At 40.9% G+C, this 21,373-nt stretch carries 10 protein-coding genes; 3 read left to right on the plus strand and 7 right to left on the minus strand.

The features are described 5' to 3' along the window. Positions 1 to 2 precede the first annotated feature (2 nt). Both ACTJKN_RS14285 and ACTJKN_RS14290 read left to right on the plus strand, forming a co-directional pair. Positions 3 to 2,855 (plus strand): glycosyl hydrolase 115 family protein, encoded by a 2,853-nt coding sequence (locus ACTJKN_RS14285; protein WP_440825953.1) that lies wholly within the window; start codon positions 3 to 5, stop codon positions 2,853 to 2,855. 21 nt (positions 2,856 to 2,876) lie between these two features. Further along, positions 2,877 to 3,977 carry a glycoside hydrolase family 43 protein gene (locus ACTJKN_RS14290; RefSeq protein WP_440825954.1) on the plus strand — a complete coding sequence of 367 codons (1,101 nt, stop codon included), beginning with the start codon at positions 2,877 to 2,879 and terminating at the stop codon, positions 3,975 to 3,977. A gap of 724 nt (positions 3,978 to 4,701) precedes the next feature. On the opposite strand, the gene ACTJKN_RS14295 is transcribed toward ACTJKN_RS14290, so the two are convergent. After that, positions 4,702 to 6,252: a glycoside hydrolase family 43 protein gene (locus tag ACTJKN_RS14295; RefSeq protein ID WP_440825956.1), complete on the minus strand. Its 1,551-nt coding sequence runs from the start codon at positions 6,250 to 6,252 to the stop codon at positions 4,702 to 4,704. Between the two features lie 249 nt (positions 6,253 to 6,501). On the opposite strand from ACTJKN_RS14295, the gene ACTJKN_RS14300 reads away from it, so the two are divergent. Continuing rightward, positions 6,502 to 7,869 (plus strand): glycoside hydrolase family 43 protein, encoded by a 1,368-nt coding sequence (locus ACTJKN_RS14300; protein ID WP_440825958.1) that lies wholly within the window; start codon positions 6,502 to 6,504, stop codon positions 7,867 to 7,869. A gap of 164 nt (positions 7,870 to 8,033) precedes the next feature. Here ACTJKN_RS14300 and ACTJKN_RS14305 read toward each other — a convergent pair whose 3' ends face one another. The 6 genes from ACTJKN_RS14305 to ACTJKN_RS14330 all read right to left on the minus strand — a co-directional run bounded on the left by ACTJKN_RS14305 (position 8,034) and on the right by ACTJKN_RS14330 (position 21,361). Further along, entirely contained in the window at positions 8,034 to 9,689 is a 1,656-nt protein-coding gene (locus tag ACTJKN_RS14305; protein ID WP_440825960.1) for a glycoside hydrolase family 43 protein, read from the minus strand. A 597-nt stretch (positions 9,690 to 10,286) separates the two neighbouring features. After that, a complete protein-coding gene (locus ACTJKN_RS14310) occupies positions 10,287 to 14,429 on the minus strand; it encodes a hybrid sensor histidine kinase/response regulator transcription factor (protein ID WP_440825963.1) in 4,143 nt (1,380 codons plus the stop codon). A gap of 130 nt (positions 14,430 to 14,559) precedes the next feature. Then, positions 14,560 to 16,482: a sialate O-acetylesterase gene (locus ACTJKN_RS14315; RefSeq protein WP_440825964.1), complete on the minus strand. Its 1,923-nt coding sequence runs from the start codon at positions 16,480 to 16,482 to the stop codon at positions 14,560 to 14,562. A gap of 401 nt (positions 16,483 to 16,883) precedes the next feature. Continuing rightward, entirely contained in the window at positions 16,884 to 18,572 is a 1,689-nt protein-coding gene (locus ACTJKN_RS14320; RefSeq protein WP_440825966.1) for an endo-1,4-beta-xylanase, read from the minus strand. Positions 18,573 to 18,600: 28 nt separating this feature from the next. Then, positions 18,601 to 19,572, minus strand: a complete 972-nt coding sequence (locus ACTJKN_RS14325; RefSeq protein ID WP_440825968.1) for a DUF5627 domain-containing protein — start codon at positions 19,570 to 19,572, stop codon at positions 18,601 to 18,603. Between the two features lie 28 nt (positions 19,573 to 19,600). Beyond that, positions 19,601 to 21,361 (minus strand): RagB/SusD family nutrient uptake outer membrane protein, encoded by a 1,761-nt coding sequence (locus ACTJKN_RS14330; protein WP_440825970.1) that lies wholly within the window; start codon positions 21,359 to 21,361, stop codon positions 19,601 to 19,603. Positions 21,362 to 21,373 lie beyond the last annotated feature (12 nt).

Genomic DNA, 21,373 nt, shown 5'->3' on the forward strand with positions numbered 1-21,373 from the left:
CAATGAAGAAAATATTTCCGTTAATCTTACTCCTTTTCAACGTCCTCATTGCACAAGCCGCTGGGCTCGGTCCAATTACGGTAAATACTTATTTGCCTGGAAGTTTTGCTGTGGTGAGCAAAGGTAAGGTTCCATCTATTTTAGTAAGTGCCAATGAATGGCCAGGCGCTATACGTGCTGCCCAAAATCTTCAAAACGATATTAAAAAGGTAAGTGGACTTGAACCCGATTTTTTAACGGATAAAACAAGCGGCATGCCGATCATTATCGGCACTATCGGCAACAGCAAAATCATCGACGAAATGATCAGGAACCATAGTCTAAATGTCTCCGAAATTGCCGGAAAATGGGAGGCCACCATAATCCAGGTGGTTAAAAACCCAATTAAGGGCGTAGATTCTGCTTTAGTAATTGCCGGAAGCGATAAACGGGGAACAATATATGGAATATACGAGCTTTCTGCTCAAATTGGTGTTTCGCCGTGGTATTATTGGGCTGATGTTCCGGTAAAAAAAAGCAATTCGCTCTATGTTATTGCCGAGCGTCATGTAATTTCTTCACCTGCGGTAAAATACCGGGGGATATTCTTAAATGACGAAGCGCCCGCACTTTCGGGATGGAGCAGAAAAGAATTTGGAGGTTTTAACCATAAATTTTATGAGAAGGTATTCGAATTGATTCTTCGCTTAAAAGGAAATTATTTATGGCCCGCCATGTGGGGAAGTGCATTTAACGACGACGATAAACTCAACCCTGTTTTAGCCGACGAATATGGCGTAGTGATTGGAACTTCTCATCACGAGCCCTTAACACGGGCCCATGATGAATGGAAAAGATATAAAGGCGGCAAATGGAACTATGATCAAAATCCCGAACAGTTACGTGCATTTTGGGAAAGCGGTCTGCAACGTGTAGCCGATAAAGAACAGATCATTACTGTTGGCATGCGTGGCGATGGCGACGAGCCTATGTCTACAGGCACAGCTACCGCACTATTGGAAAGAATTGTAAAAGATCAACGTGAAATAATTGAAAAAGTAACCAAAAAACCTGCAGCGCAAACGCCACAGCTATGGGCCTTGTATAAGGAAGTTCAGGATTATTACGACAAAGGGATGCGCGTTCCCGATGATGTAACTTTGCTTTTATGCGATGATAATTGGGGCAACATTAGAAAATTGCCAGGTTTAGGTGAAGCGCCCAGAAAAGGCGGTTATGGGATTTATTATCATTTCGACTACGTGGGCGGCCCCAGAAACTACAAATGGGTAAACACCAACCCTATCCAAAAAATTTGGGAACAGATGCGACTGGCATACGAACATGATGCCAATCAGATCTGGATCGTAAACGTAGGCGATTTAAAACCAATGGAGTTCCCCATCCAGTTCTTTTTAGATTATGCCTGGAATCCTGACGCCATCCCGGCCGATAAATTAACGGATTACACTACTAATTGGTCGGCCAACCAGTTTGGTAATGAACACGCCACAGCAATTGCCAGCCATATAGATACTTACCTAAAATACGCAGGCAGAATTAAACCAGAACTGCTTAATGCAAATACCTATAGTTTAAGCAACTATAACGAGTTCGAACAAGTTACCGCTGATTTTAAAAAACTTAAAGAACAAGCTACAAGCACCAGTAACCAGCTAGCTGGTAATCAAAAAGATGCCTATTACCAATTGGTTCTTCACCAAATTGAGGCTGTGGCTAATTTATATGAAATGTATCTCGCGGTAGCCAAAAACAAACTATATGCCAAACAGGGCAGGTTTTCTACGAATAGTTTCGCCGGTAAAGTTGATTCTCTTTTTAAGCGGGATGCCGAAATCAGCACTTACTACAACAAAACAATGGCTGGAGGAAAATGGGACCATATGATGGATCAAACGCATATTGGCTACACATCCTGGCAACAACCTGATAGCAATATTATCCCTAAAACTATGCTGATTAACAATACTTCTACTACCCTGGGTGTTTCACTGGAAAGCTCTGAGCTCCATTTTACTGGAAAAACAAAGGTAGCGCAGGGTTTCACTTTTTCAGCGCTTGCAAATACATCACATACGCTCGAAATTTTTAGAACAGGTGCGGGTGAAATGAAATACAACATCAAAGCGCCTGATTTTGTTATGTTAAGCAGCAAAAAGGGAACACTTAACGATGATCAGAAAATTCAGATCAGCATCGATTGGAATAAAGCGCCAAAAAACACCAAAACAAGCGAAATTCTCGTTTCTGGCAGTGATAAATCGAGCATCACCATCCCCATTAAAACCGAAAACATTATACTAACTGACTTACCTGCTAATTTATTCCTCCCTGATAAGGGCTACATTTCGATGGAAGCGACAAGTTATAGCAGAGCGGTAAACAGCAGACCTATTTTCTGGAAAACCATCCCCAATTACGGAAAAACCCGGGGCGGCGTAATTGCAACACCTGTAACTTCACCAATTCAGCAACCTGGCGAAGGTTCACCACATTTAGCTTATGACATTTTTGTAACTGAAACGGGCAATTTCACCTTAAATACCTTTATCTCCCCTACTATTGATTTCACTGGGAAAGATGGACTAAAGTTCGCCGTTTCATTAGACGGGCAATCTCCCATAGTAGTTAATATCAGCAAGGATTATACCTCCGATTATGCCTGGGGACAATCGGTAGCCAACAATATCAAAATTTTTAAAACTCCTCTTGTCTTTAACAAGACCGGAAAACACACTATCAACTATTGGATGATTAATCCAGGCGTGGTACTGCAAAAATTAGTACTAGATCTTGGAGAATTAAAACCGAGTTACTTAGGACCACCGGAAAGCATTAAAAGCACAGAAAATTAATTAACCAAAACCATGAGCAACATGATTAACGAATTAAAAAAAATCACCCTTTTTTCATCCATTATGGGAATGGCTATTGCCAGCTCCTGCCAGCAAGCAAACCAAAAAACGGAGAAGGAAACGGCAAACACGCCTAAAAAAACCAGCTATTTATCGCAGCCAATAATCTCCAAAATTTATACGGCCGACCCGTCTGCGCACGTTTTTAATGGAAAAATTTATGTTTACCCTTCACATGATATCGAGACTGGCACTCCGGAAAATGATAATGGTGATCATTTTGACATGAGGGATTACCACATTTTGAGCATGGACAGTGTTAATGGTAAAGTTACCGATCACGGTGTGGCATTAAGCATAAAAGATATACCATGGGCCGGCAGACAACTTTGGGCTCCGGATGCTGCCTTTAAAAACGGAACCTATTACCTGTATTTCCCGGTTAAAGATAAATCTGATGTATTTAGAATAGGTGTTGCTACATCAAAAAATCCGGCAGGACCATTTAAGGCTGAACCTGAACCCATTAAAGGGAGTTTTAGTATCGATCCGGCGGTGTTTACAGATACTGATGGTGCCAGCTATATGTATTTTGGTGGAATTTGGGGCGGGCAGTTGCAACGTTGGAATAACGGAAAATACGATGCAAATGGCTCTAAAACCGACTCACAGAAAGAAAATGAACCCGCATTGAGCGCTAAAGTAGCGAAATTGAGCAGCGATATGTTATCGTTTGATGGCGAAGTGAAAGATGTTCAGCTAGTAGATAAACAAGGAAAAGCATTACTTACTAATGACCACGACAGACGTTTCTTTGAAGGTGCCTGGATGCACAAATTTAATGGTAAATATTATTTCACTTATTCAACAGGCGATACCCATTATTTAGCTTACGCTATTGGCGACAAACCTTACGGACCATTTGTTTACGAAGGCACTTTTATGAAGCCCGTTCAAGGCTGGACCACCCACCATTCCATTTTAGAGATAAAAGGCAAATGGTATATCTTTTACCACGACACCCAGCTTTCGGGCAAAACACACCTTAGAAATGTGAAAGTGACGGAATTGAAGCACAATGCCGATGGAACGATCGAAATGATTGAACCATGGGTTCAATAAATATATGCTGAAAATAAGGTTGTTATGGGGAATTGAAGCAATTGATGAAGTTAATCCTGATAGAATTATTATTACCCCAGGTTTCGAATTGGTAAATTGAGAAATCTGGGGGCAAAAAACACGCAATACAGCGAATAAATGCCCTTCGAATACACAATCAATGACAAATTTCTAAAATTGGTCGTCATTTCGACTGGAACACAGTGGAATGGAGAAATCTTTGAACTATGTTACCGAAAGGTTTAAAGATTTCTCCATTGCGCTACCGATGAAAAATCGGTAAGCTTCAGTCGAAATGACGATATTATTTCTTTTAAATTCTCCTGTCATTTATATTGATTTTCATGAAATAAATTAAGCCTATCATTGACATTATTTTACAATCATTATTAATCAACATTTATCGACTTTCGCATTTCCATTTAGCTAGGCCATAGCACGGTATCCCCGTTCTACTTAAATCCGGCCTAACAAATTTTTCGGGCTGCACTGTTCTGACCGCACAACTGGCTTTAAAAGAAAAATTTTCAGCCGGCATTTTTTGTTTCTTTTTGATGCCAAAAAGAAAGAGCCTTTCGGCGGCGGCGAGCCGAGGCAAGACTGCGCCTTAGGGCAAAAGAAATCAATTAAACGTCACTCATATTGATTTTTATGCAATAAATTAAGCCTCAGGGTAACATCTTTTTACGATTTATCCCTTGGATAAGATTAGGCTGAAACTATTTTATTTTGCTTCAATCCTAAAATAATCAAAGTCAACATATCCTCCAGCATTTTCAGTTGCGTAATTAAACAGTCCGAAACGGTAGCCTATAAAATGGGGAAGCGTATACGACATTTGCAGCGGCTCCCCTATTGGTTTCCAGGTTTTGCCATCAAAGCTGTAAAAAAAGTAACCTTTATCTGTTCGGTTCTCAAAATCACATCTTGCTTTGAGATAAACGGTTTGCTGTCCGGCTGGAACATCTTCACCATTTACAGTGCCACTTTGGGCGCTTACCGTTACCACCGTTTTCTTTGACCCTGTATGTTTTACGCCAACCCAACCAAATTTACGTTGCAACAACATCAATCCCGCCTGGTCTCCGGTTTTCATATTGGAAATATCAATTGAAGTGATTGCGGTTGATACGGGGCCAATGGTACGCTGGGTTAATGTATTGCGGGCCAGAAGAATATTGGTATCCAATCTGGAAGTGCTAATCCGTAAAAATCCCGGGCGTTTGGTTAGCGACCAAAATGCATGGTCTGGATTGTGGTTCCATTGCCATACCAGTGGAAGCGCAGGGTCGCCTTTTTTGCGGGTAAATTCGTCTGATGCCACAATGCCGGGAATTAAGCCCTTACTAACCGGAAGTTCCAATGTTTCGGGGACTTTACCATCAACACCCAACACCGGCCAGCCATCTTCCCAGGTAACCGGAACTAAATACGGAATGCGGCCAACGGATCCAAAATCTCTAAAAAGATAAGAAAACCATTTTCCTTCTGGCGTACTGATTAAACCACCTTGCGCAACCCCCTTATCTTTAAGTGCTACCCGACCTTCATATGGCCCCATAAGTTTGTCGGAACGATGTACCACAACCGTACGCATACCATTTCGTGGCCAGGTAATGTTAAAAAGATAATATTTGCCATTAATTTTAAACAGTTGGGAGCCCTCAGCTGGTAATCCGGCGCCCGTACCTGTGGGAAGACTTGCGTTTTCGATAATCGTTACGGGTTTCGTATTGGGTTTTATTCCAGTTAAATCTTCCTTTAATTCCACCAAAGTAATTTTGCCTGTACCGTATACCATGTAAACTTTTCCATCCTCAAAAAACAGGGAATGATCATGGAGCGAAGGTTTAAAAGAGGTAACTTTCCACGGACCTTTTTCGATATCTTTTGTACTGTAGATATACGTTTTGCCTGTGGTACCAGAAAAAGTGCTTACATAATAAACGCCTTGATGAAAGCGAAGGCTACTTGCCCACGATCCCCGACCATAATCCCATTTCCCATTGGATAAAGTTAATTCGTCAGCATTTCCGAGGGTATCATAAGCGTAACTTACAATTTTCCAGTTTACCAGGTCAGTTGATTTCATGATGGGCACACCAGGATTCATGTGCATCGTGGTGCTGCTCATGTAATACACTTTCCCTACTCTGATCATCGAAAGATCGGGTACATCGGCAAAAATGAGCGGATTTGTTGCTTTTTGCGCATCAACACTAGCTACATTTAGCACAAAAAAGAGCAATAATGTAAATAATTTAAGGTTCTTCATACAGGTTAATCAGCTTTTCAACTTGCGCTGCGTTTATATTTGGTATTCAAAGCTATTCAGAAATGTGCAGATCAACGAACCGCTTTGTTCAAATCTATGTTACAAATGTTTTTAATTCAATCAATCCTGTTACAGAAAAACAAGCAAACTAACCAAATGTGCTAGTAAAATTGACGAAATAAAGTAGTTGCTGACTAGGCTTCTCAATAATTTAGCGGCATTGATTGAAATTAACCAAATTTATCTTTTATGAACCTTAAATCCATCTTAGCCTTCTGCGCTTTTCTGTTTCTTCTTACAACCGCTCAAATCAGCTCTGCCGATGATGTTATAGTCGGCTACCGCCATTTGGCAGACCCTGGCACCCTTGTTTACAACGGAAGAGTTTATCTCTACGCATCTAACGACGATGAAAACTCCTACGATAAAAATAGCGGATACAAAATGAAATCGATCGTTTGCATTTCGAGCAGTGACATGAAAAACTGGACAGACCATGGTGTGGTATTTGAAGCACCGAGAGATGTAACCTGGGCAGGCAGAACCTGGGCTCCGGCAGCAATTGCCCGCGACGGCAAAATTTTTCTATACTTCGGAAATGGTGGCAATGGCATCGGCGTAGCAACCTCGAGCAGTCCGATAGGGCCATTTAAAGATCCAATTGGGAAAAAACTCGTTGAAACCGAAACGCCAGGTGTACTTCCTGCGCCAAACATGTGGTTATTTGATCCAATGACCTTTATTGATGATGATGGCCAGGCCTATATGTATTTTGGCGGTAACGGCGAGAGCAATGTTAGGGTAATTAAACTTAACCGTGATATGATCAGCGTAGCTGGCCCTGCAACTTCTATTACTGCTCCTGCATTTTTTGAGGCTTCATGGATGCATAAAAGAAATGGGATTTATTATTTCTCTTACTCAACCAATCCAAAAGCGCAGATGCGCATCGACTATATGATGAGTAAAAGCCCCACAACCGGATTTACTTATGGAGGAATAGTTGCCGCGCAACCACCAAAAAACAATAACAACAACCATCAGGGAATTTTCGAATTTAAAGGACAATGGTACCACGCCTACCACAACAGGGCGGTCGCATACAAATTGGGAATCCCCACAGAATTTAAAAGAAATCTGGCTGTTGAGGTGCTAAATTACAAAGCCGATGGCAGTATAGAGCAAGTAACCTACACGGCAGATGGAGTACCACAGGTGGAAGGATTAAATCCCTACATGCGTGTGGAGGCCGAAACAATGAGTGACCAACAAGGTGTTAAAACTGAAACATGTAGCAAAGGTGGTTTAAACGTTACGCATATTAAAAACGGAGACTGGATAAAAATCAGGGGCGTAGACTTCGGCAAAGGAGCAAAAAAGTTTTCAGCTTCTGTAGCAAGTATCGGGAAGGACAATAAAATTGAACTCCGATTAGGCAGCCCTGACGGAAAAGTAATTGGAACACTTGCCGTGCCAAATACTGGTGATGCGCAAACCTGGAAAGAAATAAGCTGTAAAGTTAATGGCGCGTTAGGAAAACAAGATCTTTTCCTAACCATTAAAGGTGCAGAAAAACCAGAAGTAAATATCGATTTTTGGACATTTTCTGCGAAATAGAATTTCGCCCTATGTTTAAATAAAATAACCTCGCAGGTATTACAGCACCTGCGAGATTTTTTTATAACTAATTAACCTGGAAGAACTTTTCGCAGGTAGCCTAGGTAACATCAACTATTCTTCAATATGCTTCAGGCAATAAGATCAACAGACACCTGTCTTATTTATTTTTGCTTGTAAATGGTATCATTGCCACTATAATCTAACCATTTAAAAGACGCAGTACTTTTAGTGTTTTCTCCGGATGAAGTACCATAAAGCGCGTAAAGTGAGCCGACAAAACCTCCTGCGGTTTCAGTACTCAAAAACTTTCCGTCCACTTTATCCTTTAATATTTTCCATTTGCCCGGACTTTCAGCGTAGAGAAAATTGTAAAGCCCTCGATCAGCTTCTATTTTAAACTGCAGGGTCTTAGCTTTTACCGGAGTTTCAATAATCAAGTCCATACCCTTAGTAGCCCGGTTTCCTTTGTAAAGCTGAACTACCTGCTGGCCATCTTTTATTGATTTGCAGATATAGTAAAAATTATATTCACCTTGAAAGATAAGCATTCCTGCTTTTTCATTTGGCTGCGCCGCCGTAAAGGTCATCTCAGTTGAAGCGCTACCTGTTAAATGCTGCTGTCTTTTACCGATAAATGCCGGATTTCCTAGCCCCATGCACGTTTCTGGCAGTAACTTGATTGTCAAGCCATTTTCTTTATCTAACCTATACCAGCTGGTATCATTGGTTCTTAGAAACAATAATGATTGATCCAGTTTTTTATCAAAGGTAGTTCTGTAGGTAAAGTTTCCACTTTGTGGTGGGGCAACCTGTTTTACCTCCTTAAAATCAGCAGCATAACTATATTGAACTTCTTTTTGGTCTGGATTAATGATTGGCCAGCCATCTACCCATTTAACCGGCGCGATAAATGTTTCCCTCCCGGTATTATAATGATTGCCTTCATAAGGTCTTACCGCCAGGAAAATGGCGTAAGTTTTACCATCTGGACCATCAACCAATTCTGCATGCCCGGTAGAAGTAATCGGATCTTTACGGCTTGGATCTAAATCGCGCTGCGTCAATATCGGGTTTTTCTCATAAGGAACATAAGGTCCGGTGGCTTGCTTACTTCTTAAAATTACCTGTGAGTGATTAACGGAAGTACCTCCTTCGGCAGCACAGAGATAATACCAATCGCCACGTTTAAAAATGTGCGGTCCTTCAATCCAGACCGGTTTTTTGCTGAGGTCTACCCCACCGTTTACCAGCTGAACTTCTTCACCCACTACTTTTAGCCCTACTGGATCGAACTGAAAAGTACGGATGGTTCTGTGCCCCGGATATAGCGGTTTATTATCTGGCGCATCGCTGTTATAAACGATGTAGGCTTTGTCCTGATCAAAAAACAGTGAGGGATCTATCCCTCTCACTTGCGGTAACCAAACGGGATCACTCCATGGCCCTTCAGGTTTTTTTGACGTCATTACAAAATTTCCGCGCTTATCGATATTGGTGCAGGTCATATAAAATGTTCCTTTATGATAATTGATTGAAGGTGCAAAAAGCCCTCTCGAGGTACGATCACCGAAAAAAGTCATTTGTGATGGGCGATCGATCACATTGCCGATCTGCTTCCAATTTTTTAAATCCTTGCTATGGAACACCGGAACCCCTGGAAAGTAAGCGAAGGTTGAGTTGACAAGGTAATAATCGCTTCCCACTCTGGTTACACTGGGATCAGGGTAAAACCCTGCCATAATCGGGTTTGTAAATTTAATTTGTCCGTACGAATAGCCAGTATAAAGAAAGGCGATCAATAGAAGAAGTTTTTTCATAAAATGCATGTTGGTTATGCTCAAAACTAACATCTATGGCCTTACTGGCATGAGCGATTTGTTCAAAAGAAAGCTCCAGATGTTTGTTTTAAAAAAATCGATATGGGTGACAGGGGATTTTATAGCTCACAATGTATCGTCATTGCTGACGACCTTTCTATTGGAATCTGTAAATGATAGCTTGTTGAAGTACTTTCTTTGTATTAAAAATAGGGATCTTCGACAGGCTACCATGACGTGATTTCCCAATTGCTACTATAACATACTTGCAATACTATACATTTCCACCCAGCTAGGCCACAGCACCGTATCCCCGTTCCACTTAAATCCGGCCTAACAAATTTTTCGGGCTCCACCGACCTAGCTACCCCACTAGCTTAGAAAGAAAAATTTTCAGCCGGTGTTTTTTGTTTCTTTTTGACAGCAAAAAGAAAGAGCCCCATCGGCGGCGGCGAGCCGAGGCAAGGATGAGTCATAGGGCAAAAGAAATATTGGAATTATACACGTCATTCATATTGATTTTTATGGAATAAATTATCCCTCAGACTGACATCGCAATTATTTTTATTAAAATTTAAACAAGCTATTAGATGGATTTTAAAGCTTTACGCGTTTATCTTTTCGTTTTACATTGATATATTCGGATGGAAGCATGTTAAACTGCGCTTTAAAAAGCTTCGAAAAATAGCTTGGTGTACCAAAACCTGTCATGTATGCGATTTGTGCAACGTTGTAATCACTTTTCTCCAGTAATTCTACTGCCCTTTCCAGTTTTACGGATCGAATGTATTCGATTGGTGTTAAACCGGTAATTTCGAGCAGCTTGTGGTAAAGGGAACCTCGGCTCATGCCCACATGCCTGCTTAGTTCCTCTACTGAGAGTTCTGGATTATTAAGCTTTTCATCGATGTACTGGACAATTTTATTCAACAACTTAACTTCACTAGACTCAATTTCGATTTCTTTAGCCTGTACCTGCACCTGTTTAGAATACGCATTTTTTACCGAGCGATTAAACAACAATAAGTTGTCGATTTTCGCATGGAGAATATCAAAATTAAAAGGCTTGGTGAGGTAGTCGTTGGCACCGGATTTCAGGCCTTTGACCTGGTCCTCTTCTCCACTGATTGCGGTTAACAGGATAACTGGGATATGACTTGTTCTTTTGTCTGCCTTTATTTTCTGGCTTAGCTCAATGCCATTCATTTCCGGCATACTGATGTCGGTAACAACTAATTGCGGGTGTCCGGAAAGTGTTTTCTGCCAACCTTCTTTACCATTTGACGCCTCTATAATATGATAAAATGGCTGCAGACTATCTTTTAGGTAAAATCTAAATTCCTCATTATCTTCAACCAAAAGGATTGTGGGCATCCTGACCTCATTAGTTGCCGACTCAGCAACGGATTCATCCAGTTCTTCGTTCGTAAAACTATAGGCTGAATCATCAACCTCTTGATCATTTCCTTCATCCACTATTTCAACTGGAATCGAAACCAAAAATGCTGTTCCTTTTCCAAGTTCACTTTCCACGGTAATCTGCCCACCATGCAGTTCTACAAACTCTTTTACAATCGACAACCCGATTCCACTGCCTTGATTTAAGATAGAACTCACATTGTTATCCATAAAAAAGCGATCGAACACCCTATCTTTACTCTGATGTGCAATGCCAATCCCGGTATCAGAAACCTCAATACAAAATACAGGCTTAGTCTGATCGGCAACGGATCTTAGGAACATGTTAAGAGATACTTCCCCGCCTTCTTTTGTAAATTTAAATGCATTAGAAAGCAGATTAAATATAATCCTTTCCATTTTATCCTGATCAAAATGCGTTTTCAGATTTTTAATATCGCTGTTAATGCGAAGAGAAATTTTCTTGCGTTCTGAAAGATCCTGGAATGCTTCTGCGGCTTCACTGATAAAAGTAATGAGATCGGCCTCGTTTAGGTTCAACTTCAGCTCCTGTTCTTCCATTTTTCTAAAATCGAGCAGTTGATTGACCAGATTTAACAGCCTCCGTGCGTTTCTACGGATCATCTTTACCTGACCGGCTACAGCAGATTCCTGTTTAACGGCAAGCAACTTATCAACGGGTGCCAAAATCAATGAAATAGGTGTTCTAAACTCATGGCTTAAATTGGTGAGGAATTTAATCTTTTGTATATCCAATGCATGGGCACGTTCAGCATCCTTTCGCTGCTGTAGGATCCTTTGTTCAGCATTGATCTGGGCTTGTTCAATAGCAAGTTGCTGTTTGATGCGCTGAATTCCCCGTCGCCTGATGGCAAACAGGATTGTACCAATTAAGACTGCATAAAAAACATAAGCATAAATGGTTCTCCAGAAGGGCGGTTGTATATGAACAGAAATTGAGGTGATTTTATCACTCCAAACCCCGTCGTTGTTACTTGCCCTTACCTGAAAAATGTAATCTCCAGGGTCCAAATTCGTATAATATGCTGTTTTCTCTTTACCAACTTCATTCCAACCATCATCCAAGCCAACAAGGCGATAAGAATAGTGGTTTTGTTGCGGCGCTGTGTAATTTAACGCTACATAACTAATGGAGAAATTTTGCCCATAGCTCAGTTTAATCTTTTTTGCAAAGCCAATTTGCTCTTGAATAGGTGATTTTTCACCAGGAAGTACAACAGTATTGGCTACTTTTAGTTCGGTAAGCAATACATTTGGAACCACATTATTGGAGGGCAGTTCGAGCGGGTTAAAATAGTTGAAACCGTCTTGGCCGCCAAAATAAAGCTCACCATCTGAAGTGCTGATTCCCGAACTCAATATAAAAGGACTGTCTTGCACTCCATTGGGACGTCCGAAATTTTTTATTTTTTTTGTTTCTGGATCAAGACAACTGATGCCATTATCAGTACTAAACCAAATCAGCCCATCTCTGCCTTCCAATATTTTGTAAACAATAGCATTTGGCAATCCATTTGTTTCGTTAAAATTGGTAAATTTTCCGGTACGGCGATTGAAAAGATCGAGCCCTGCGCCATCTGTTCCGGCCCATATATTTCCTCTACTATCACATAACAAACTCAATACCACATCGTTAGAAAGCACGCTATTTGCTTTTCGATATACTTTAAATTTCCCGTTGTTACGTTGAAATACGGCTATTCCCGTTCCACTGGATGATATCCACATATTTCCGTAAGGATCTTCGACAATTGCCCGTATAAAACCATTGCTAGGGAGCACCATAGGTGGAGAGGATTGAGTGCCGTAACGGGTAAATGAATTCGTCTTATAATCAAATACATTCACTCCGGTTCCATTTGTACCAATCCATATCAAACCCTTGCTGTCTTCTTTGATAGCGAAAATTTCGTTTTGGCTAAGATCAGTTGCCGATGGTCCGGCCAGGAATTGTTTGTAAGTTTTGGTTTTGGGATTATAGGCAAATAAGCCGTGCTGGTATGTGCCCACCCAAAGCGTGCCCCGAGAATCGAGCATTAGCGTAAGGATGGCCAATGGATTCCGGGAAAAATCAATTTTGCTTTTAATGTCAATATGCTCGAACACACCTTTATCACGATCGAAAAAGTGTAAGCCTCCACCATCTGTGCCCACAAAGATTTTTCGTTTAGAAAATTCGGCAAAAGAAGTGACAATGGGTGATGAAAGTCCTTTAGGATCAAACGGGCTGCTACGCTTTAGGTTAAACAGTGCTAAATTTGGATCGAACTTATTTACCCCGCCTTGGTAGGTACCTAGCCAGATAATGCCATTATTAGCCATACAAATGCTTCTAACCGACTTATGACTTAAGCCAAAGGTTTCGCGTTTGTTGGGGCGAATGTTTGAGAAAACCTCGGTGGCGGTATCAAAAATAGTTACCCCATCCTCGGTTCCTAACCACAATTTACCTCCTTTTTCCAATCTGGCAGCATAAATAATGTCGTTTGAAAACAGCTTATCACCCGATTGCAAAAAGGATTTGAAATGTTTTTCATCATCCAGCAACATATTGAGGCCATTGTAGGTGCCAAAAAATATCCGCCCTTTTTCATCCTTCACCATGGTTTTAATGAAATTATCAGTAAGGCCTGAACGGTCATTGGGATGATGGGTAAACTTCTCGGTGGCACCGGTGGTTAAATTAAGCGCCAAAAGTCCTAAATTCGTGCCGATCCATATCTTATTGCCACTACCTTGAAGAAAAGAAAGCACACTGGAACCGTTGCCCATCAATGCACCGATACCTACATTTTTTACCTTAAAAGTTTTGGTATTGATCACCCGGTAGCCGCCAAAAGTACCTACCCAGATATTTCCGGTTCTATCTTCGTAAAGCGTTAATACATTAAACGGGACGTTGCGATTCGGGATACCTTCGCCTACAAATGATTTAAATGTATTTTTCATCGCATCGTAGTAAGCCAGGCCCCCTCCGTTTGTACCCACCCAAAGTCTTCCACTCCGGTCTTCTAAAAGTGCCGAGATATTGTTAGAGGGAATGCTTGTGCTATCGCCACTTTTAGTAGTATAAACGGTAAAATTGGTACCATCGAACTTATTCAGTCCATCGCTGGTACCAAACCATACAAGGCCGTTATGATCTTGCAGGATTGTATTTACAGTATTTGAAGAAAGGCCATTTTTTGTATTAAGGGTAATGAAATTGGGGTTACCTTGCCCCTTTACAATGGTGTACGTCAATAACAATATCCCTAGAAGAAACATTGCGCTTATACCTGATACTCGTTTTAACATCATAACAATAGATTCACGCTTTAGCGATCTGGATTGTGATTTGTACTAGTGCAGGGCTTGCTTAGCTCACCTTGGTACACTGTGGATTTATATTTGCTTTGTGCGTAAATATAGTTAACACCCCTAATTTAAACTATTTTATTTCAGCCTCGAACGGAGATGCCGGCAAGCCATCTGCGTTATATAAATTTGCACCGTCGGGATTATCCGCCCAGGCGTATCGAACAGCAACAGGACTGGAAATGCTATCGTTCCAAACAATTATGGTGTTACCTTCAATTTTAGCCTTGGCCCAAATATATTTTTTATCGGCACCTGCAATGGCAAAATGATAAAGTTCGGGTTCACCTTTTGCAGTTAGCCCACTTCCAACATGATCAAAATTCAAAATCACCTTATTGCCTTGAACTGTCGCCGATTTGTAGATCGGACCTGAGTAAACGATGTTTTTTTCACCATAAATCAGCTTTTGGGCCCACAAAGCCAAACGCTCGCCAATTGTTTTTTTGTTCAGGGGATGAATATCATTCCATTCGCCGGCACCGAGTCCAACAGACATTCCTGTATTTGGTACTTTTAAAGTTTGGAGTTGGCTCTGCCGAAGTTCCGCCCAGTCACTCTCAACGGGAACATAATCAACCTCCATATAATTGGGTAGCTGTGCAAATAAAAAAGGAATATTGCCTAAGCCCCATTTACTCCTCCAATCGTTAATTAGTGCAGGTAGCAGTTTGGCGTATTCTCTTGGCTTGCCTGAGTTTGTTTCACCCTGGTACCATAAAAAGCCACTTATACTATAATTGATTGCAGGTGCAACCATGGTATTGTAAAGTCCAGTAGGAGAACTTTGCGCCACAATTGGCTGGATAATCTGTTGCCCTGACAGGGAATAACTTGGTTTAGGAAATACCTGGTTCACCTGGTAATCCCATTCGCCTCTTAAGTCAATTATTTGTCCGTTAGCCTGTAGCGAATAATTTTTATCAGGCACAAAGCCACCTTTGCCCATTGTATTTGTAACTTTTACTAAAATGGTATTTTTTCCAGGTTTTAACAGGTTTGCTGGCACATTGTATCTTCTTGGAGGATATTGATAAGTAATATTGCCTACAAAAACGCCATTTACGAAAGTAGAATCAGCATCGATAATACGCCCCATAAAAAGTTTTGCCTGTACACCTGTCATCCCCGCAGGAACATCAATTTCTTTTTTAAAGTACAGGATGCCATTCAGGTTTCTCACGCCCTGATCTGCCCAATAACCCGGCATCCAGAACTTATGCCATGTTTTTGGCACATAGGATGATTGCAAGATTTTAACTGGCATAGGTAGCCCCTGTTTTTTTAGGTTGTTCATATAAATGGTATCCCTAAAGTTTTTGATCTGGGCTTCAGCTGCAGGAAAATCCTTAAATGCATCCATACTCATCCAGGCCTCTATTGGTGTTCCACCCACACTGGAATTAATGATCCCAATGGGGATTTTGTATTTTTGATACAGTTTCTTTGCGAAGAAGTAAGTAACTCCTCCAAACTCAAGCAATTCTTTACCTGATGCCAACTTCCACTCCCCTTTTGGTAGATCCAGTGATTCATTGGATACATCAGCTTTTGTGGGTACAAAGAAATTCCTGATCTGAGGAAAATTATCGTTCTTAACTTCATTTGGATAATTTTCTTTCAGTCTTTCCATTGCTAACACCATGTTAGATTGGCCGGCACAAAAATATACATCTCCAATTAAAATATCGGTTAAAGTAATCAAATTCTGCCCTTCAATGGTCATGGTATACGGGCCTCCGGCTTTCATTTTAGGAAGCATAATCAACCACTTCCCGTCGCTGCCGGTAATTGCCTCAAACTTTCTATTGTTAAAAGAAAGTTTAACTTTCTCATTTGCATTGGCCCAACCCCAGATCTTTAAATCTGTATTTCGTTGTAGCACCATTCGATTACTGATTAGCTGTGGAAGTTTTACCTCGGCTTTTGCCGTTAGGCTAGTGAACAAAACTGTAACGAGCAAAGCGCAAAGCGGAAGAAAAGATTTTACGGTCATGCTTATAAAGTCTGAAAAATATGGCAACAGATAATTTTCGGGGAAATGTGGATTCTTACAAACCCTACCCCAGTTTCATCACAGAAATACATCGTTTAATTGTTAATATTTGGTTATTTTCTTTTTAAAAAAATTATGCTCATGTAAAGCTCATACCTGAGTAATTTCTATTCGAATATATCATTTACTTTCGAAAAAAACAATCGGTTGCATAACTATATTAAATTTGTTATAATCTGGCTGGTAAATGGCGCCAGGGAAAATGAAATGGTAAATTATGCGGATGGAAGAGACAGCATAAACCGCAATTAGATCTGAGTCAATTTTACTGGTAATTTCAAATAAAAAAGCCAGGAAAACGGTTAACGTTGTTCCTGGCTTTAATCGCGTGGTAAATTTATTTATTTTTTTAAGCCTTCTGCTGTGCCAACATAGGCTGGTTTTCGTACAAAACCTTCTGTCCATAAGCCAATTGGCTCGCCTGCCCTCCAACTTGAGGTTGCTGGACTATCCTGAGGCGCCCATATGGTGATTCCATATCGCTGAGCTGCTGGAATTAGCTCAAAATATTTCTTGATGACATATTTGTACATCTCAGCTTGAGCTGCATATTGCTCGGGTGTTGCCTGTGCAGTTTTTATATTTCCTGTAAAACCCATATCCAATTCTGATATTTTGATCAGTTTACCGGTTGCGGCCAACAATTTGAACATTTCTTCAATCTTGGCTTTATCAGAAGTAGCTACAATGTGCATTTGCGTACCAATACCATCTATTTTTGCGCCTTTGCCTTCTAAATACTTTACGTAATCAATTAATCCTTTGCATTTATCGATGCTATATTCGAGGTTATAATCATTAATAAAATGGATATCAGTCGCATTACCATACTGCCTAGCCAATTGAAATGCCTTTAGCGCATAATCCTTACCCAGGTAATCTTGCCAAAAAAATTCATCAGCCGCAATGGAAGTTCTACCCGCAGCAGTTTTAAGCTCAGCTGGTTTTGCATCATCCATTGGCTCGTTTACCACATCCCAAGCTTTAACATAATCTTTTGAAGCGGTAACTATGCCTTTAATCCAGGTATCTAATGCCGTGGTTAAAATGGTCTTTTTCTGCTCGGCAGTTTTTTCTACAATTGTAGTACCACCAAGCGAGTTGTATTTTTTGAGCGTGATATTATCGAAATAAAAATTTGTAGCTGTTTTACCCAGGTTAAAAGCAATTGTACCAGTGTTTGCCATTTCTTTTTGAGTAATGGTAATCTGTTTGGTATAGGTTGTCCATGTTGTTGTTGAGGAAATTGTACCAAAAAAATCATGCCATAAGTAAGTCCCAGGGGTACTATGTGCTTGTGTAGGATAAGATGCTGCCACATCGGAACGTACATCCATTTTTAGCTCATATATTTCGTTGAGCTGCATAGCTGGGGAGAATTTTACAAATAACTGTGCGTCATAATCGTTAGCCCGAACGCTTGCATTACTTATTTTCAATGCCCTACCTATACCATTTGCTCCCTGACCTAAGGCTGTAAATGAGGCTACCGCATTGGTATTGGTTTGATAATTTGCAGCATTATCGGTTTCAAAATCAGCGCCTGTTACCAAATCCCATGTTGGGCCTCCGTTTGACTGAGTTACAACTGGGGCAATCAGCCCTTTTAAATATGTTGCATTTTGATTGGCATGCCAGGCCAGTGTATGCCCAAAAACTGTAATACCGGCTTTAGACGCTGTCTCCAGCAGATTTTTCACATTGGTTAAGGCCAAACTTCCGTCAGCCTGTACAACGGCACCATGTTTCATTTCGTAACCTAGTGTAATTTCATCAAAATTGCTGTTAATGAGCCTGTAAATTACGCCTTTGGAGAGATAGGGTTGCAGACTGGCTCCGGCACCAAATTTAAATTTAGGATTTGCCGTTCTATCAATATAGGTTTTTAATGGCTGATAGGCATCGATCTGCTCCTGGGCCGAGAAGCTTGTGGGTTTAGCCACCTGAAAATCGAGTGCCTCGTATTTGTGGCAGGAAGCAAGCAATATTGCCCCCGCCAGACCAAATGCTATTTTGTATAATCGTTTCATTTTCTCAATTTTTTGATTAAATATTTAATTATTTGACCGGCGTAAATGTTTCGGCCTTCACGCCACGGTCGCGCATTACCAGGGTATCTACGCTATTCACCGTCCTATCATTCAGATCGATCTGATAGTTCAGATAAAGAGCATCGCGATCCTGGCTGCCCCAGCTGTTTTTCTCTCCCCGTTTAACAAATTTTCCAGTACCACTTGCCGTAAAACTGGCATCACCGGCTGCAATTGTACAGTTGCCCGTGTTATCAAAAGTTAACAATAAGGTTCGGCTGATACTGGTTCCGCCTGTTACTTTAAATGTGACAGGAAACTCGGCCTGGGTAAGTGAACGTGTGTTTAATTTGTTGATTTCATCATTCTCCACATATTTCATATGGCGAACTACGGTTTGATTGAGTGCGGTGTTACCACCTTTGCCGGCAATCACGTCCTTTCCTCTGCGGAGATAAAAACCCTGCCATGTATTGATGTACTTTACGGCATATAAGGTATATTTTTTTTCCGGCAAGATCATTTTGTTCTGATCAACACTGGTCATCGTTAAAGGGATCACATAAGTGGTATTGATAGCCAATGGGTCTGCGAAAAAAGCATCGGTTAGCTGTACATCTACTCCACCTATCAAACTTCCTTTCGGGATAACAATTTTATTAGCCGCAAGCGTATAATAATTAGTTGGCATGGGCCTTACGATACCGCTGTAGGGTGATGGAAAAGATAGTCCCTGAGTTAGCGCGTTATCTACACTGATGCCAATGGTAATATCTTCCTTATTTGAGTAAACTCCACCAACCGTACCCATAATCTGAAATTTATGCTGGTTATCAAGTGAGGTATCAAAAATATCTTCGCCTATGGTGATGGTCCGAATTGGCCCCTGATAGGCAAAATAAACAGTTTGGGTATCATTATCTGGAAATGCCCATTCTTCGTTTTTGCAAGCGCCAAGTGTTAAGACGAGCGCAAGTAAAATATATACTTTATTTTTCATGATGTTATTTTGTTATAGTGAATGAATATTACCATCCCGTGTTTTGTTGCAAAGCATTATACTTTAGCGTTTCGCTGTAAGGAATTGGTCCAAATCTCATATATTCCTGATAGCTTCTTGCTTCTACATTGATTTCCTGATAGGTGCCTTGCGAAATACTCACTCCTTTCACCGGTTCGGTTAATGCTGCGTTCCATCTACGAAGATCCCAGAAACGAAATCCTTCGAAAGCCAATTCTAACCTACGCTCATTCCTAATCAATGTTCTCATGGCATCTTTATCTGTTTTAATCGATTCGAGGTAAGCATCACCGTTTGTAGTTCCAACACCGGCCCTGGCACGAATAGCTTTAATGATATCATAAGCAGAATAGGGATTGCCACCATTTGCTGTAGGGCCCCATGCCTCATTTGCTGCCTCTGCATAGATCAGAAACATTTCCGTATAGCGGATATGTGGTCTATAGTGTTTCTGATTATTTACGGTTGGTGTACGACTAACATCCTGTCTTAACAATTTTTTCATGTAGTAACCAGTTCTTGTAGAAACTTCTTTTCTATTCAGTCCATCATCATTCGTTGCCACATCTGTTGTGGTATTGATTACTTTGTTTGTTGGCCCGATAGTATTTCCATTGTACACTATAAACTTTGCTAAACGCGGATCTCTACCCGTAAATGGAGCGGCAGGATTGTATCCACTCTGTGGCGTATTGGCAATTGGGTAACCATTTTGCATCGGGAAAGCATTAACCAGATTTTGAGTTGGGTTTATGCGGCCCTGTCCAGACAAGGTTGGTGGATAGTTAGCAGCTTCTAAATCGCTGTTTGATCCAACATTTGTACGCCAAAGCACTTCTCTGGGACTAGCGCCTGAAGCCAGTGCATCAATTTCTGCTTTGTTATCATACCAGGTAACACCATTAGGATCTAAGTTGGCCAACCAGTTATTAAGTGAAAGTACCTGTGCTGCGTAGCTGGCGGCATCGGCCCATGTGGTAGAATTACCTGTACTGAAAGCCGGACTTGCGCCCATTAGTGCTACGCGGGCACGAATGGCTTTGGAAATACGACCCGTCATGCGTTGATTAAAAAACTTACCAAAAACCCGGTTATAGGTCTCTACATTAATTCCGGCATATTTTGTCGGGATCTGACTGGTGCTATTGATATCAGCATAATCCAAAGGAAGCAATTGTTCTGCCTTATCCAAATCTCCATAAATCTGTTTAATACAGGCATCAAAGGTGGCCCTTGGCTGGTTAAAGTTAGAAGCCGGTGTTTCAGGTTCGAGTACAATAGGGAAACCATATAAATTACCCCCTACTTTTCCGGCATGTGCCTGTAGCATATACGACATTAAGTAGGCTCTCAAAGCATACGCTTCACCTTTTTGCCTGTCGTTAAACATCCTGCTCAACACCGGGTCTTTGGAATCCCAAAGCACCTTATCTGTCTCTGCCAAAAATAAGTTGATATACTGTATACCTGCTCTTGCATTGGTCCATTGATCTAATGGATTAAATGCAGCCGACCATTGACCCGTGGCAATTTTCCTAAAATTATTATTGATATCATTACTTACTGCATCATCTGTAGCTACATCGTTAAACGACCAGCCATTTGATGGAAGCCTTGTGTAACCATTTAGCAATAACCCATGGGCAAGTGCGGGTTCGGTATAGATATTCTCAAAATCTCCATTATTTTGTGGAGCGGGGTCGGTAAACTTTTTACAGCCCGAGAGCATCACAACGACAACTATAAATCGTATTAATATTCTGTTCATCTTTTCTAATCT

The sequence above is a fragment of the Pedobacter sp. 22163 genome (assembly GCF_052045595.1).
Classification (GTDB): domain Bacteria; phylum Bacteroidota; class Bacteroidia; order Sphingobacteriales; family Sphingobacteriaceae; genus Pedobacter.